Here is a 13,544-nt window from a genome sequence, read left to right on the forward strand (position 1 = left end):
CTTGTTTCGCATTCCCTGCTGTGACCTCGGCCACGTCGTATCATCCATTCCTCACATCCCCATCTCCATCGCGTCGGTCAAATCCACATTCGCGCCACCTGCGTGCGCAAATGTGGATAACTCTATAAGCTGGAACCACATAGGCCAGTTCGGCTGGACTTGCGCGCCCGCCATCCCATACCGTCTCCACATGAGACGAAACAAACAACTCGAACAACGCCTCGACGCCGCGCAACGGCAGCGCCTGTGTGTATGGGGGTTGAATGCCTCCCAGCGTTGCTCTTTGGCGAAGCGTGCGAAAGCCGGCGAACTGCAGTGCATATATAAAGGCATGTATGTGCGGCCCGATTACTGGGGCTCGCTGGACGGTGCGGAACGGTATCGGCACATTATCAGGTCTTTGGCGGCAAAGCATCCACAATGGGTGTTCAGCGAGATGACCGCGGCGGCGTTGCATGGCATCAATGAGTCCACCCGTCACATGCGTAATGTGAATATCGCGGTTACCCGGAATACATATCAGCATGATTATGGTTTGCTCCGGCACCACTATATGGCTGATATTCAGTATGAAGTCGTCGATGGTGTGCGAGTGACGCCGTTGCATCGTACGGCATTCGACTGCATGAGAAAACATACTTTTCCTGATGCACTGGCGATCGGCGAGGCTGTGCTGCGTAAGCGTCTTGCAAGTAAGAAATCGTTGCGTGACTTCTTCGAGCAGTCGCAGGGGAAAGGCCGCAATCAGGCGTTGCGTGCGCTGGAGTATGCGACGGGCCGGACCGAAAACGGCGGTGAAGCGTATGCTCTCGGGGTGATTGTGGAGGAGGGATTTACCTGTCCGACTCTTCAGGAAGAGATTATCTATCCCTTTGACCTTGCGCATCGCGATCGCGTGGATTATGCCTGGCATACGGCTGATGGCCGTTTGATTGTTGCTGAGCTGGATGGACGCGTGAAATATCGCGATCCGGTGATGTTTCACGGAAGTCTGTCCGACACTATCATCGCGGAGAAAGAAAGGGAGGAGCGTATTCGTCAGATTGCCGATGAAGTTGTGCGATTTTCGTTCCGTGAGGCCATGAAGCGGGAACCTTTGGTCCGCAAACTCATGCATGCCGGGGTTCCGCGGAGTTCCGTGGGCGCTAATGAAGATTAATGACGAACTTCTCATGATGCTGTCGTTATTTGTCATTGTTTTACCTGCATTGGTTTGTCGTTACAGAGTGAAGAGAATGAGGCGCAGGCAGAACGGGTGGATTAATAAGTTTGCACAGATGTGCGTATCCAGTTTTATTCAGTTTTGCGGAACGTTGCAGGGAGAATGAGTGGGGTTATAGGCGAAGACGCAGGTAAAAAGTGTGTTGTTTGCTGTGTTGCAGGCAGTTTGTATCCGATTATGAGTCGAACTCCTTCCTTGACAGACATGAATTACCTGCAGCCTGATTTCAGATACACAAATTGCCTGCGTGAGAGACGGTGGACGAATAAAGACACGAGACCGTTAAGAAAACAAGATTGGTCGGTGTGGAGATTGAGAGAAGAGAGAGGGAGAAATCCAGATTCGAGAGGACGGAAATCTGCGTGGGCGGCGGGATGACGACGCCGTACTGCTCGTCTTCTACCAACCTGGCCGGAAATCCGTGTGAGGGGAAGGAACGGCCTGAGAGCAGTCAGACAGTCACTCTCCTTATGAATGCGGAAATCTGAGCAGGTGGAGGGGACGGAAGAGACAGTGGAAAACAAAAGCAGACGGGATGGTGGGAGAACGGAGGAGAACGGCGGAAGAACAGTAGGGAGCAGGATTGAAGTCCAAGGGGAAGGACGGGAATCCGAGGGGCGACACGCCCGGGTTTCTGAACCGGCGAATTAGTCCCACCTCGGTGGTTAGATAAACAAGTTGCCTGATTTGGGCTCGCAAATTGGAATTAAAAAAGCGAGCGCGGGCTGGTGATGTGTGAACGTCGCCGGAAACTGCGCACTGATGTCGGATGACCGCCGAGGGACGTATGTCCAAGGGAGGCCATGCGCGCCGGTGCCCTAGAAGCAGGTTGGTAAACAGTACAACGAATCGCTAGAAAGGGCGGACGGCAATGGCGGGACAGAAAATCCGCATCAGGCTTAAGTCCTATGACCACGAGGTCATCGACCAATCGGCGAAGAAGATCGTCGAAACGGTGACGAACGCGGGCGCAACTGTTGTTGGCCCCGTTCCGCTGCCGACCGAGAAGAACGTCTTTGTTGTTATTCGTTCTCCTCACAAGTACAAGGATTCTCGCGAGCACTTCGAAATGCGCACTCACAAGCGCCTCATCGACATCGTGGACCCGACCCCCAAGGCCGTGGACTCCCTGATGCACATCGATCTGCCTGCGGACGTCAACATCGAAATCAAGCTGTAAGGGAGGAGGAAGCATTATGTCTAATCGCAAGGCTCTGCTGGGCAAGAAGCTCGGCATGTCTCAGGTGTGGGACGAGAACGGCTTCTTCGTGCCCGTCACGCTCGTCGACGTGTCCACCAACGTGGTGACCGCCGTCAAGACCGAGGAGTCCGATGGCTACAAGGCCGTCCAGCTCGGTTACGGCGCCATCGACCCGACCAAGGTGACCAAGCCGCTGGCTGGCCACTTCGCCAAGGCCGGTGTCACCCCGCGTCGTCACCTCGTCGAGGTGCGTACCGATGATGTCGATCAGTTCGAGCCGGGCCAGGAGCTGGCCGCCGATCTGTTCGAAGAGGGTTCCGAGGTCGATGTGACCGGAACCACCAAGGGTAAGGGCTTCGCCGGCACCATCAAGCGCTGGGGCTTCAAGTCCTACCGTCGTTCCCACGGCTCTCACAAGAACGAGCGCCGTCCTGGTTCCGTGGGCGCATGCGCGACCCCGGGCCGTATTCTCAAGGGCAAGCGTATGGCCGGTCGCATGGGTCATGTGACCTCCACCGTCCTGAACCTGACCGTCGTTTCCTCCGATGTTGAGAACGGCATTCTCGCCATCAAGGGCGCCATTCCGGGCCCGAAGGGCGGCATCGTCGTTGTCCGCACGGCTGTGAAGGGAGCCTGATAAACCATGGCAAACGTTTCTTTCAACGTCACTGACGCCAAGGGCCAGGCCACCGGTACCGTCGAGGCCCCGGCTGAGCTCTTCGGTGTCTCCAAAGAGGACATTCAGGCCCGTATCCCGCTGATCCACCAGGTCGTCATCGCCCAGCTCGCGGCTGCCCGCCAGGGCACCCACGCCGTCAAGAACCAGTCCAAGGTCTCCGGCGGCGGCAAGAAGCCGTGGAAGCAGAAGGGTACCGGTCGCGCCCGTCAGGGTTCGATCCGTGCGCCGCAGTGGGTCCACGGTGGCGTCGTCCACGGCCCGGTGCCGCGTAGCTACGCCCAGAACACCCCCAAGAAGATGAAGGCCGCGGCCCTGCGCTACGTCCTGTCCGACCGCGCCAACGCCGGCCGCATCGCCGTCGTGGACTTCGGCATCACCGATACCCCGTCCACCAAGGCCGCTATCGCCGCCCTGAACCCGGTCATCTCGGACAAGTTCGCCACGATCGTCTTCACTCGCGACAACATCAACGAGTGGATCTCCGTGCGCAACCTTCCGAACGTTCACCCGATTTTCGTCGATCAGCTCAACACGTACGACGTGGTCACCGCGCAGTATGTGGTCTTCACCAAGGAAGCCCTCGAGGCTTTCGTGGCCGCCAAGACCGAGCCGAAGGAGGCCTGATTTAGATGGTCGCTATTCACAAGCCCGCACATGACGTGATTCTCAAGCCGGTGGTCTCCGAGAAGAGCTACGCCGCTTCCGATCGCGGTCAGTACACCTTCGTGGTTGCTCAGGACGCGAACAAGGTCCAGATCAAGCAGGCTATCGAAGAGATCTTCAAGGTCAAGGTGACGAACGTCAACACCCTCAACCGCGCCGGCAAGAAGCAGCGCACCCGCACCGGTTTCGGTTACCGCGTCTCCCAGAAGCGCGCGATCGTGACCGTCGCCGAGGGCCAGACGATCGATATCTTTGGCAACTGAAGGCTAGCCGAGAAAAGTTAAAGGAAGAACTACATTATGGCTATCCGCGTTTACAAGCCGACTTCCGCAGGCCGCCGCAACGCCTCCGTCTCGGACTTCTCCGAGCTGACGCGTTCCACGCCTGAGAAGTCGCTGGTTCGCAAGAATTCCAAGACTGGTGGTCGTAACTCCTACGGCCGCATCACCTCCCGTCACCGCGGTGGCGGCCACAAGCGCCAGTACCGTCTCATCGACTTCAAGCGTTGGGACAAGGACGGCGTGCCGGCCAAGGTTGCCGAGATCGAGTACGATCCGAACCGTTCCGCCCGCATCGCCCTCCTGCACTTCGCCGATGGCGAGAAGCGCTACATCATCGCGCCGAAGGGCATCAAGCAGGGTGACGTCATCGAGACCGGTGCCCAGGCCGATATCAAGCCGGGCAACAACCTGCCGCTGGCCAACATCCCGACCGGTACCGTGGTGCACGCGATTGAGCTGAAGCCGCTCGGCGGCGCCAAGATCGCCCGTTCCGCCGGTACTGCCGTCCAGCTCGTCGCCAAGGATGGCGCCTACGCCCAGCTGCGTATGCCGTCCGGCGAAATCCGCAACGTCGACGCGCGCTGCCGCGCTACCGTCGGCGAGGTCGGCAACGAGGACCACGCCAACATCCAGCTCGGTAAGGCCGGTCGTGCTCGTTGGATGGGCAAGCGCCCGATCACCCGTGGTGAGTCCATGAACCCGGTCGACCACCCGCACGGCGGTCGTACCCGCGGTGGCAAGCCGCCGGTTTCCCCGTGGGGCAAGGGCGAGGTTCGTACTCGTCGTCCGAAGAAGGCTTCGAACAAGATGATTGTTCGTCGTCGTCCGTCCGGCAAGAACCGCAAGTAAGGGAGTATCGAGAAGATGACTCGTAGCATCAAGAAGGGCCCCTTCGTCGACGCCCACTTGCAGAAGAAAGTCGACGAGCAGAACGAGAAGGGCACCAAGAACGTCATCAAGACGTGGTCCCGTCGTTCGATGATCACTCCTGATTTCATCGGACACACCTTCGCCGTTCATGATGGTCGCAAGCATGTCCCGGTGTTCGTCACCGAGGCCATGGTTGGTCACAAGCTGGGTGAGTTCGCCCCCACGAAGACCTTCAAGGGTCACGTGAAGGACGACAAGAAGGCCCGCCGCTAAGGATAAGGAATAGAACATGGAAGCTAAAGCAATCGCTCGTCACGTCCGCGTGACGCCGCGCAAGGCTCGCCGCATGGTCGACCTCATCCGCGGCAAGAAGGCGACCGACGCCGTCACCATTTTGAAGTTCGCCCCTCAGGCTGCGGCCCTGCCGGTCCGCAAGACCCTGGAGAGCGCCATCGCCAACGCCCGCGTGAAGGCCGACAAGGCCGGCGAGCCGTTCCGCGAGAACGACCTGTACATCAAGGAGACCTTCGTTGACGAAGGCGTGACCCTCAAGCGCTTCCGCGCTCGTGCCCAGGGCCGTGCCGCTCGCATCAACAAGCGCACCTCCCACATCACGGTCGTCGTGGCTAACAAGGAAGGAGCCCGCTAAAGATGGGTCAGAAGATCAATCCGTTTGGCTACCGTCTGGGCATCACCGAAAACCACCGCTCCAAGTGGTTCTCCGACTCCAACAAGGTCGGCGAACGCTACCGCGACTTCGTCCTTGAGGATGACAAGATCCGCAAGGAGATGAACAAGGATCTCGAGCGCGCCGGCGTGAGCAAGATCGTGATCGAGCGCACCCGTGACCGCGTCCGCGTCGACATCCACACCGCCCGCCCGGGCATCGTGATCGGTCGCCGTGGCGCCGAGGCCGAGAAGGTCCGCGCCAAGCTCGAGAAGCTGACCGGCAAGCAGGTCCAGCTCAACATCTTCGAAGTGAAGAACGCCGCCCTTGACGCCCAGCTGGTCGCCCAGGGCATCGCGGAGCAGCTGACCAACCGCGTCACCTTCCGTCGTGCCATGCGCAAGGCCCAGCAGGACGCCATGCGCGCCGGTGCCAAGGGTATCCGCATCAAGCTCTCCGGCCGTCTCGGCGGCGCGGAAATGAGCCGTTCCGAGTTCTACCGTGAGGGCCGCGTTCCGCTGCAGACCCTCCGCGCCCTCATCGATTACGGCTTCTTCGAGGCTCGTACCACCTACGGCCGCATCGGCGTCAAGGTGTGGATCTACAAGGGCGACATGACCGAATCCGAGTTCGAAGAGCAGCAGGCTCAGCAGAACAACCGTCCGGGCCGTCGTGGCGGCGATCGCCGCCCGCGCCGTGGCAACCGTTCTGCCGCCCCGCAGGCCGCCGAGGCCCCGAAGGCCGAGGCTCCCGCCGCGGCTGCCGACGCTGCAGAAACGAAGGAGTGAGCAAGAATGCTTATCCCCAAGAGGACTAAGTACCGCAAGCAGCACCGCCCCGTGCGTTCTGGCATGTCCAAGGGCGGCAACGAGATCAACTTCGGTGATTTCGGTATCCAGGCTCTTGCCCCGGCCTACGTGACCAACCGTCAGATCGAAGCCGCCCGTATCGCCATGACCCGTTACATCAAGCGTGGCGGTCGTGTGTGGATCACGATCTTCCCGGATCGTCCGCTGACCAAGCACGCGCTCGGTGCCCGAATGGGTTCCGGTAAGGGTGCCCCGGAGTTCTGGATCGCCAACATCCGCCCCGGTCGTGTGATGTTCGAGATCGGTGGTGTGTCCGAGGACGTCGCTCGCGAGGCTCTGCGCCGCGCCATCGACAAGCTCCCGATGAAGTGCCGCATTATCGCACGTGAAGGTGGTGATATCTGATGGCAGTCGGTACCGCTGAATACTCCATCAAGAATCTCAACGAGAAGACCAACGCCGAGATCGAGGGCTTCCTGAAGAAGTCCAAGGAAGAGCTGTTCAACCTGCGCTTCCAGTCCGCTACCGGTCAGCTCGAGAACACTGCCCGTCTCAAGGCCGTCAAGCATGACATCGCCCGCATGTACACCGTGCTGCGCGAGCGTGAGCTTGGCATCAGCCAGGAGCCGGCCGCTACCGAATCCAAGGAGAAGTGATTATGGCTGAAGAGCGTAACTTCCGTAAGGTTCGCCGCGGCTACGTCGTGTCCGAAGCCATGGACAAGACGATCACCGTCGAGCTCGAGAAGCGCGCCACCCACCCGCTGTACGGCAAGGTTGTGCGCACCACCAAGAAGGTCAAGGCTCATGATGAACACAACGAAGCCCACGTTGGCGACCTTGTGAGTATTATGGAGACTCGGCCTCTGAGCAAGACCAAGCGCTGGCGTCTCGAATCCATTATCGAGCGCGCTAAGTAAGTAAAGTTCGGCAAGGCTCGCCATTTACCGGGGTGCTGTGGGCGACCACGGCATCCCGGTAAATGGGGAGAACCAGCTCGGCTAAGGAGAATCAATGATTCAGCAGGAAACGCGGCTTCATGTCGCCGACAACACGGGTGCGAAGGAACTCCTCGCTATCCGAGTGCTCGGCGGATCGAAGCGACGCTATGCCGGCATCGGCGACGTGATCGTCGCCTCCGTCAAGGACGCCATCCCCGGCGGGTCGGTCAAGAAGGGCGATGTGGTGAAGGCCGTTGTCGTCCGCACTGTCAAGGAATCCCGTCGTAACGATGGTTCCTACATTAAGTTCGACGAGAACGCCGCCGTCATTCTCGGCTCCGGCCGTGAACCGAAGGGCACTCGTATCTTCGGACCGGTTGGTCGTGAACTGCGTGAGCAGAAGTTCATGAAGATCGTGTCCCTCGCCCCGGAGGTGATCTGACATGGTAGCCAAGATCAAGAGCGGCGACCTGGTCAAGGTCATCCGCGGCAAGGACCGCGGCAAGGAGGGCACCGTCAAGCAGGTGCTGCCCAACGACCGACTCATCGTCGAAGGCGTGCAGATCGTCAAGAAGCACGTGCGCGCCACGCAGCAGGGCCAGCAGGCTGGCATCGTGTCTGTCGAGGCTCCGATCCATCGCTCCAACGTGATGGTCATCGACCCGGAGACCAAGCAGCCGACCCGCGTGGGCGTCACCATCAAGGAAGAGGCGCGTGACGGCAAGGTGAAGACCGTGCGCGTGCGCGTCGCCAAGAAGTCCGGAAAGGAGCTGGCATGACCGATACTACCGTCGAAGCGCCGGCCACCCCGCGCTTGAAGGTCAAGTACAACGAGGAGATTATCCCGGAGCTCGAGAAGGAGTTCAAGTACTCCAACCCGATGCAGGTTGCTCGCCTCCAGAAGGTCGTCGTCTCCATGGGTGTGGGTGCCGCCGCTCGCGACTCCAAGCTCATCGAAGGCGCCGTCAAGGACCTCACCGTGATCACCGGCCAGAAGCCGAAGATCACCAAGGCCAAGAAGTCCGTCGCGCAGTTCCACCTGCGTGAGGGCCAGGCCATCGGTGCGTACGTCACCCTGCGTGGCGACCGCATGTGGGAGTTCCTCGATCGTCTGCTGACCTTGGCGCTGCCCCGTATCCGCGACTTCCGCGGCATCAACGGCCACCAGTTTGATGGCCAGGGCAACTACAACTTTGGTCTCACCGAGCAGTCCATGTTCCACGAGATCGATCCCGATTCGATCGATCACGTGCGCGGTATGGACATCACCGTGGTGACCTCCACCAAGGACGACAAGGAAGCCTACGCCCTGCTCAAGCAGCTCGGCTTCCCCTTCAAGGAGAACTGATATGGCAAAAACCGCTCTGAAGAACAAGGCGGCCGGCAAGCCGAAGTTCAAGGTGCGCGCGTACACGCGCTGCCAGGTCTGCGGTCGTCCCCACTCCGTCTACCGCAAGTTCGGCCTGTGCCGCATCTGCCTTCGTGAGAAGGCCCACCGCGGCGAGCTGCCCGGAGTTACGAAGTCCAGTTGGTAAACATCGACGCTGAAGGTCCGCGGCCCGTTCCGCCCGTTGGGGCGGACGAGCGGCGGAAACCACGGCGAGAAAGGGCGTGAAGCCCAAAATGACAATGACAGATCCGATCGCAGACATGCTGACTCGTCTGCGTAACGCGAGCGCGGCCAAGCACGAAACCGTGGATATGCCGTACTCCAAGTTCAAGGCGAACATCGCCGAGATCCTGAAGCGCGAAGGTTACATCAAGGACTTCTCCGCTAAGGAAGCCAAGGTCGGTCAGACGCTTGAGGTCACCCTCAAGTACGGTCCGAACGGTGAGCGTTCCATTCAGGGCATCAAGCGCATCTCCAAGCCGGGCCTTCGCCGTTACGCGAAGTCCGACTCCCTGCCGATGCCGCTCGGTGGTCTGGGTATCGCCATCATCTCGACCTCCTCGGGACTGCTGACTCAGAAGGAATGCCTCGACCGGGGCATTGGCGGCGAGATTGTCGCCTTCGTGTGGTGAGAAAGGAGAGCTGAAACATGGCATCGCATATTGGTAAGCTCCCCATCGCCATCCCTGCTGGCGTTGAAGTCAAGATCGAGGGTCAGTCCTTCTCCGCCAAGGGCGCGAAGGGCTCCGACTCCTACGAGCTGCCGGAAGGCATCACCGCCGTCGTCGAGGGCAACGAGATCATCGTCACCCCGGCCGACGACCTGCGTCCGACCCGTGCCAAGCACGGTCTGGCCCGCTCCATCATGGCCGGTATGGTCAAGGGCGTGCACGATGGCTACTCCAAGACCCTGCAGATCGTCGGCACCGGTTACCGCGCCGTCGCCAAGGGCCAGGGCATCGAGTTCTTCCTCGGCTACTCCCACACCATTACCGTCAACCCGCCGGCTGGCATCTCCTTCGAGATTCCGAACCCGAACACGGTAGTCGTCAAGGGCACCGACAAGCAGGTTGTGGGTCAGGTCGCCGCCAACATCCGCAAGCTGCGTGCTCCGGAACCCTACAAGGGCAAGGGCATCAAGTACGCTGACGAGCACATCCTGCGCAAGGCTGGAAAGGCTGGTAAGTGATATGAGCGTCAAGATTCTCGGAAAAGGCAAGAAGGTCGCTCTCAAGCGTCGTCACGCGCGTATCCGCAAGCGCATCTCCGGCACCGCCGAGCGTCCGCGCCTGGTGGTCACCCGTTCCAACCGCCACATGGTTGCCCAGGTGGTCGACGATACCAAGGGCATGACTCTGGTGTCCGCCTCCACCCTGCAGGCCGATTTCAACGGCTTCGAGGGCACCAAGGTTGAGGCCGCCAAGAAGGTCGGCGAGCTCATCGCCGAGAAGGCCAAGGCCGCCGGCATCACCGAGGTCGTGTTCGACCGCGGTGGCAACAAGTACACCGGTCGCGTCGCAGCCGTTGCTGAAGGCGCCCGCGAGGGAGGTCTTGCACTGTGAGCGACAACGAAACGAAGGAAACCCAAGTGGCTGAAGAAACTCAGAACACTGTGGCGACCGAATCCAACAACGAGGACCGCAAGGGTCGTCGTGGCCAGCGCGGTGAAGGCCGTCGCGGCGAGCGTCGCAACCGTCGTGAGGAGAACCACGGCGACGAGATGCTCGATCGCGTGGTGACCATCAACCGTGTGTCCAAGACCCACAAGGGTGGCCGTACCTTCAGCTTCGCCGCCCTGGTTGTGGTTGGCGACGGCAACGGCACCGTGGGTGTCGGCTACGGCAAGTCCCGTGAGGTCCCGGCCGCCATCGCCAAGGGCCAGCTCGACGCCAAGAAGCACATGTTCACTGTGCCGCGCGTCAAGGGCACCATCACCCACCCGGTTCAGGGTCACGACGCCGCCGGCACCGTCCTGCTGCGTCCGGCCGCTCCCGGTACCGGTGTAATCGCCGGTGGCTCCGTGCGCGCCGTCATGGAGTGCGCGGGCATCACCGACGTGCTGTCCAAGTCGATGGGTTCCGCCACCGCGGTCAACGTGGTGCGCGCTACCGTCGCCGCCCTCAAGCAGCTTGAGGAGCCGGAGGAGATTGCCGCTCGTCGTGGCCTGACCCTCAACGAGGTCGCTCCGGACGCCCTGCTGCGTGCCCGTGCCGCCGGCATCGCCGAGGCTCGCAAGGCCCGCGAGGAGGCTGCCGCTAAGGCCGCCGCCGACGAGAAGGATGGTGAGTGATTCCCATGGCTAAGAACCTGAAGATTACCCTGCATCACGGCATCGTGAACCGTACCCCGGCTCAGCGCGCCACCGTCAAGACCCTCGGCCTGAACAAGATCGGCAAGACCGTTGTCCGTCCGGACACCCCGGCCAACCGTGGTCTGGTGAACGCCGTGCGCCACCTGGTCACCGTCGAGGAGGTTGACTGATTATGGCAGATAACGAAATCCTGCAGATGCACGACCTGAAGCCCGCTCCGGGCGCCAACCGCGATCGTATCCGCGTTGGCCGTGGTGAGGGCTCCAAGGGTAAGACCGCCGGCCGTGGCTTCAAGGGCCAGACGAAGCGTTACCACGTTCGTCCGGGCTTTGAAGGTGGCCAGCTGCCGCTGTACATGCGCCTGCCGAAGCTTCGTGGCTTCAAGAACCCGTTCCGCGTCGAATTCCAGGTCGTCAACATCGCCAAGCTCGCTGAGGTCTTCCCTCAGGGTGGCGAAGTGACCGTTGCCGATCTGGTCGCCAAGGGTGTCGTCCGTGACGGCGCTCCGGTGAAGGTGCTGGGCGATGGCGAGACCACCGTTGCGTTCACCCTCAAGGGTGTGAAGGCTTCGGCTTCCGCCAAGGCCAAGATCGAAGCCGCTGGCGGCTCCATCTCCGAGGACTGAGAGTCCCGCGGGGTGAACCGAATCTGATATGTGGCCCCCGTTCGCCGATTGGTGGACGGGGGCCACTATTATCTATAGCTATTCGCAGTATGATTACGGTCATTCTGAGCGCAGTGGGGGATTGGGCAACCACAAGGTGTCCTGTCTGGCGGACGCGCCATGGAAACGTCAGCGCTCGTCAGCGTGGATGACGGGTGTGGATGATGGATGCCTGACGGTCCTATCCGGATCGCATCCGACGCACATAGCCGCCGACAGCTACGCAGCGATCGTTTCGATACCGGACCGGCATCGAAACAGCAGGCGGATTCATGGAACGTCCGATGGTTGCACATGCCCCACCTCGTTCAGCATGACAGTACCGTTCAGCAAACATCCACGAGACATGCGGTGTCCTAAGTAGGCACTTTCGACTATGCTCGGTTTTTAGTTTGTGTAATTTTGCACGCCCGTTGGCGTGTCATAGGGAGGAAACCCAGGTGAGGACACTAATCCAGGCCCTGAAGACCAAAGAGCTGAGGAAGAAGATTCTCTTCGTCCTGTTCATCATCATCGTCTATCGCATCGGCTCGTTCATTCCGACCCCCGGCGTCAAGTACTCGGTCGTTCAGGAATGCATGGGTAAGATGCAGACCGCTTCCGAGAACTTCATCGGACTGGTGAACCTCTTCTCCGGCGGCGCCATGCTTCAGCTGTCCATCTTCGCACTGGGCGTCATGCCGTACATCACGGCCTCCATCGTGGTGCAGCTGCTGCGCGTCGTCATTCCGCGCTTCGAGGCCCTGCACAAGGAGGGCCAGTCCGGCGAGGCCAAGCTGACCCAGTACACTCGTTACCTCACCATCGGTCTGGCCGTGCTGCAGTCCACCACCATTCTGGTGACCGCCCGCTCCGGCGCCCTGTTCAACTACCAGTGCGATCAGGTCATCCCGGACGGCTCCGTCTGGAACCTCGTCACCATGGTGCTCATCATGACCGGCGGCACCGGCCTGATCATGTGGATGGCCGAGCTCATCACCGACAAGGGCATCGGCCAGGGCATGTCCATCTTGATCTTCATGTCCATCTGCTCCGGCTTCCTGCCGCAGCTGTGGGAGATCGGCTGGGGCACCAACGGCACCGATGGCGACTGGGTCAAGTTCGGCATCGTCGTGAGCGTGCTCGTGGTCATCCTCATCTTCGTCGACTTCGTCGAGCTGTGCCAGCGTCGTGTGCCGGTCCAGTACACCCGTCGCATGATCGGCCGCAAGATGTACGGCGGCTCCTCCACGTACCTGCCGCTGAAGATCAACATGTCCGGCGTCATCCCGCCGATCTTCGCCTCCTCCATTCTGGCCATCCCGACCCTGATCGCCCAGTTCGGCAAGTCCGACCAGTCCTGGGTCAAGTGGATCAACTCCAACCTGGCGAACACCACGTCCGTGTGGTACATCGCGCTGTACGCGCTGATGATCGTGTTCTTCTGCTTCTTCTACACGTCCATCACCTTCAACCCGGATGAGACCGCAGACAACATGAAGCAGTACGGTGGCTTCATCCCGGGCATCCGCGCCGGCAGCGCCACCAGCCGCTACCTGACTTACGTGATGAACCGACTCAACACCGTCGGCGCCGTCTACCTGCTGTTTGTGGCGCTGATTCCGACCGTGCTCATCATGGCGCTTGGCCTTAACGCCCAGCTCCCGTTCGGTGGCACTACGATTCTGATTATCGCCGGCGTCGGTCTCGACACCCTGCGTCAGGCCAAGGCCCAGACCGAGCAGTTCCAGTACACCGGCTTCCTGCTCGAGAACGTGGACCACACCGCCGAAGGCAAGTAAATTGTTACCGATGCGGTATCGACCAATGGCCGGTGCCGCATCTGTATTTGCGTGGCTCCTCTCAGC

At 60.6% G+C, this 13,544-nt stretch carries 23 protein-coding genes; all 23 read left to right on the top strand.

Features of this window, described 5'->3' with window-relative positions; translation table 11 throughout:
- The first annotated feature begins 190 nt into the window (after nt 1-190).
- The gene (locus tag BMYO_RS00975; RefSeq protein ID WP_143249081.1) at nt 191-1,159 is read left to right on the top strand and encodes a type IV toxin-antitoxin system AbiEi family antitoxin domain-containing protein; all 969 of its coding nucleotides are present in this window, start codon (nt 191-193) and stop codon (nt 1,157-1,159) included.
- A gap of 934 nt (nt 1,160-2,093) precedes the next feature.
- Entirely contained in the window at nt 2,094-2,402 is a 309-nt protein-coding gene (gene rpsJ, locus BMYO_RS00985) for a 30S ribosomal protein S10 (protein ID WP_003808013.1), read from the top strand.
- A 16-nt stretch (nt 2,403-2,418) separates the two neighbouring features.
- Nucleotides 2,419-3,060, top strand: a complete 642-nt coding sequence (gene rplC, locus BMYO_RS00990; protein ID WP_094666724.1) for a 50S ribosomal protein L3 — start codon at nt 2,419-2,421, stop codon at nt 3,058-3,060.
- Between the two features lie 6 nt (nt 3,061-3,066).
- Entirely contained in the window at nt 3,067-3,726 is a 660-nt protein-coding gene (gene rplD / locus BMYO_RS00995; RefSeq protein WP_094666725.1) for a 50S ribosomal protein L4, read from the top strand.
- A 5-nt stretch (nt 3,727-3,731) separates the two neighbouring features.
- Nucleotides 3,732-4,028, top strand: coding sequence for a 50S ribosomal protein L23 (gene rplW / locus BMYO_RS01000; protein ID WP_094666726.1), 297 nt, complete (start codon nt 3,732-3,734; stop codon nt 4,026-4,028).
- A 36-nt stretch (nt 4,029-4,064) separates the two neighbouring features.
- Nucleotides 4,065-4,895, top strand: a complete 831-nt coding sequence (rplB, locus tag BMYO_RS01005) for a 50S ribosomal protein L2 (protein WP_094666727.1) — start codon at nt 4,065-4,067, stop codon at nt 4,893-4,895.
- A gap of 15 nt (nt 4,896-4,910) precedes the next feature.
- The gene (rpsS, locus tag BMYO_RS01010) at nt 4,911-5,189 is read left to right on the top strand and encodes a 30S ribosomal protein S19 (protein WP_003814508.1); all 279 of its coding nucleotides are present in this window, start codon (nt 4,911-4,913) and stop codon (nt 5,187-5,189) included.
- A 16-nt stretch (nt 5,190-5,205) separates the two neighbouring features.
- Nucleotides 5,206-5,565 carry a 50S ribosomal protein L22 gene (rplV, locus tag BMYO_RS01015; RefSeq protein WP_094666728.1) on the top strand — a complete coding sequence of 120 codons (360 nt, stop codon included), beginning with the start codon at nt 5,206-5,208 and terminating at the stop codon, nt 5,563-5,565.
- Between the two features lie 2 nt (nt 5,566-5,567).
- A complete protein-coding gene (gene rpsC, locus BMYO_RS01020; RefSeq protein ID WP_094666729.1) occupies nt 5,568-6,371 on the top strand; it encodes a 30S ribosomal protein S3 in 804 nt (267 codons plus the stop codon).
- A 6-nt stretch (nt 6,372-6,377) separates the two neighbouring features.
- Nucleotides 6,378-6,797 carry a 50S ribosomal protein L16 gene (rplP, locus tag BMYO_RS01025; RefSeq protein ID WP_094666730.1) on the top strand — a complete coding sequence of 140 codons (420 nt, stop codon included), beginning with the start codon at nt 6,378-6,380 and terminating at the stop codon, nt 6,795-6,797.
- The gene (rpmC, locus tag BMYO_RS01030; protein WP_094666731.1) at nt 6,797-7,048 is read left to right on the top strand and encodes a 50S ribosomal protein L29; all 252 of its coding nucleotides are present in this window, start codon (nt 6,797-6,799) and stop codon (nt 7,046-7,048) included. The genes rplP and rpmC overlap by 1 nt, the downstream gene beginning before the upstream one ends.
- A 2-nt stretch (nt 7,049-7,050) precedes the next feature.
- Entirely contained in the window at nt 7,051-7,311 is a 261-nt protein-coding gene (gene rpsQ, locus BMYO_RS01035; RefSeq protein ID WP_094666732.1) for a 30S ribosomal protein S17, read from the top strand.
- Between the two features lie 94 nt (nt 7,312-7,405).
- Complete coding sequence (gene rplN / locus BMYO_RS01040) at nt 7,406-7,774, top strand: 50S ribosomal protein L14 (protein WP_094666733.1); 369 nt, start codon at nt 7,406-7,408, stop codon at nt 7,772-7,774.
- 1 nt (nt 7,775) lies between these two features.
- Nucleotides 7,776-8,111, top strand: coding sequence for a 50S ribosomal protein L24 (gene rplX, locus BMYO_RS01045; protein ID WP_094666734.1), 336 nt, complete (start codon nt 7,776-7,778; stop codon nt 8,109-8,111).
- Nucleotides 8,108-8,680 carry a 50S ribosomal protein L5 gene (rplE, locus tag BMYO_RS01050; RefSeq protein WP_094666735.1) on the top strand — a complete coding sequence of 191 codons (573 nt, stop codon included), beginning with the start codon at nt 8,108-8,110 and terminating at the stop codon, nt 8,678-8,680. The genes rplX and rplE overlap by 4 nt, the downstream gene beginning before the upstream one ends.
- A gap of 1 nt (nt 8,681) precedes the next feature.
- Nucleotides 8,682-8,867, top strand: coding sequence for a type Z 30S ribosomal protein S14 (locus tag BMYO_RS01055; RefSeq protein ID WP_003814530.1), 186 nt, complete (start codon nt 8,682-8,684; stop codon nt 8,865-8,867).
- A gap of 88 nt (nt 8,868-8,955) precedes the next feature.
- Entirely contained in the window at nt 8,956-9,354 is a 399-nt protein-coding gene (rpsH, locus tag BMYO_RS01060; protein WP_094666736.1) for a 30S ribosomal protein S8, read from the top strand.
- Between the two features lie 17 nt (nt 9,355-9,371).
- Nucleotides 9,372-9,911, top strand: a complete 540-nt coding sequence (gene rplF, locus BMYO_RS01065) for a 50S ribosomal protein L6 (protein ID WP_094666737.1) — start codon at nt 9,372-9,374, stop codon at nt 9,909-9,911.
- Between the two features lies 1 nt (nt 9,912).
- Nucleotides 9,913-10,284: a 50S ribosomal protein L18 gene (rplR, locus tag BMYO_RS01070; RefSeq protein WP_094666738.1), complete on the top strand. Its 372-nt coding sequence runs from the start codon at nt 9,913-9,915 to the stop codon at nt 10,282-10,284.
- Nucleotides 10,281-11,012 carry a 30S ribosomal protein S5 gene (gene rpsE / locus BMYO_RS01075; RefSeq protein ID WP_094666739.1) on the top strand — a complete coding sequence of 244 codons (732 nt, stop codon included), beginning with the start codon at nt 10,281-10,283 and terminating at the stop codon, nt 11,010-11,012. Before rplR ends, rpsE begins: the two co-directional genes overlap by 4 nt.
- A gap of 5 nt (nt 11,013-11,017) precedes the next feature.
- Nucleotides 11,018-11,203, top strand: coding sequence for a 50S ribosomal protein L30 (gene rpmD, locus BMYO_RS01080; protein WP_094666801.1), 186 nt, complete (start codon nt 11,018-11,020; stop codon nt 11,201-11,203).
- Nucleotides 11,204-11,205: 2 nt separating this feature from the next.
- Complete coding sequence (gene rplO / locus BMYO_RS01085; protein WP_094666740.1) at nt 11,206-11,658, top strand: 50S ribosomal protein L15; 453 nt, start codon at nt 11,206-11,208, stop codon at nt 11,656-11,658.
- A 479-nt stretch (nt 11,659-12,137) separates the two neighbouring features.
- Entirely contained in the window at nt 12,138-13,478 is a 1,341-nt protein-coding gene (gene secY / locus BMYO_RS01090; protein ID WP_094666741.1) for a preprotein translocase subunit SecY, read from the top strand.
- Nucleotides 13,479-13,544: the final 66 nt, after the last annotated feature.

It is taken from the genome of Bifidobacterium myosotis (genome assembly GCF_002259745.1).
Lineage (GTDB): Bacteria > Actinomycetota > Actinomycetes > Actinomycetales > Bifidobacteriaceae > Bifidobacterium > Bifidobacterium myosotis.

Excerpts from the sequence above, each read along its gene's own strand:
- rplD (WP_094666725.1), top strand. The coding sequence starts at position 3,067 with ATGGCAAACGTTTCTTTCAACGTCACTGACGCCAAGGGCCAGGCCACC.
- BMYO_RS00975 (WP_143249081.1), top strand. The coding sequence starts at position 191 with ATGAGACGAAACAAACAACTCGAACAACGCCTCGACGCCGCGCAACGG.
- rplC (WP_094666724.1), top strand. The coding sequence starts at position 2,419 with ATGTCTAATCGCAAGGCTCTGCTGGGCAAGAAGCTCGGCATGTCTCAG.
- rpmD (WP_094666801.1), top strand. The coding sequence starts at position 11,018 with ATGGCTAAGAACCTGAAGATTACCCTGCATCACGGCATCGTGAACCGT.
- BMYO_RS01055 (WP_003814530.1), top strand. The coding sequence starts at position 8,682 with ATGGCAAAAACCGCTCTGAAGAACAAGGCGGCCGGCAAGCCGAAGTTC.
- rpmC (WP_094666731.1), top strand. The coding sequence starts at position 6,797 with ATGGCAGTCGGTACCGCTGAATACTCCATCAAGAATCTCAACGAGAAG.
- rplV (WP_094666728.1), top strand. The coding sequence starts at position 5,206 with ATGGAAGCTAAAGCAATCGCTCGTCACGTCCGCGTGACGCCGCGCAAG.
- rplW (WP_094666726.1), top strand. The coding sequence starts at position 3,732 with ATGGTCGCTATTCACAAGCCCGCACATGACGTGATTCTCAAGCCGGTG.
- rpsC (WP_094666729.1), top strand. The coding sequence starts at position 5,568 with ATGGGTCAGAAGATCAATCCGTTTGGCTACCGTCTGGGCATCACCGAA.
- rplX (WP_094666734.1), top strand. The coding sequence starts at position 7,776 with ATGGTAGCCAAGATCAAGAGCGGCGACCTGGTCAAGGTCATCCGCGGC.
- rplP (WP_094666730.1), top strand. The coding sequence starts at position 6,378 with ATGCTTATCCCCAAGAGGACTAAGTACCGCAAGCAGCACCGCCCCGTG.
- rplN (WP_094666733.1), top strand. The coding sequence starts at position 7,406 with ATGATTCAGCAGGAAACGCGGCTTCATGTCGCCGACAACACGGGTGCG.
- rpsJ (WP_003808013.1), top strand. The coding sequence starts at position 2,094 with ATGGCGGGACAGAAAATCCGCATCAGGCTTAAGTCCTATGACCACGAG.
- rpsS (WP_003814508.1), top strand. The coding sequence starts at position 4,911 with ATGACTCGTAGCATCAAGAAGGGCCCCTTCGTCGACGCCCACTTGCAG.
- rplE (WP_094666735.1), top strand. The coding sequence starts at position 8,108 with ATGACCGATACTACCGTCGAAGCGCCGGCCACCCCGCGCTTGAAGGTC.
- rpsH (WP_094666736.1), top strand. The coding sequence starts at position 8,956 with ATGACAATGACAGATCCGATCGCAGACATGCTGACTCGTCTGCGTAAC.
- rpsQ (WP_094666732.1), top strand. The coding sequence starts at position 7,051 with ATGGCTGAAGAGCGTAACTTCCGTAAGGTTCGCCGCGGCTACGTCGTG.
- rplB (WP_094666727.1), top strand. The coding sequence starts at position 4,065 with ATGGCTATCCGCGTTTACAAGCCGACTTCCGCAGGCCGCCGCAACGCC.
- rplO (WP_094666740.1), top strand. The coding sequence starts at position 11,206 with ATGGCAGATAACGAAATCCTGCAGATGCACGACCTGAAGCCCGCTCCG.
- rplF (WP_094666737.1), top strand. The coding sequence starts at position 9,372 with ATGGCATCGCATATTGGTAAGCTCCCCATCGCCATCCCTGCTGGCGTT.
- rplR (WP_094666738.1), top strand. The coding sequence starts at position 9,913 with ATGAGCGTCAAGATTCTCGGAAAAGGCAAGAAGGTCGCTCTCAAGCGT.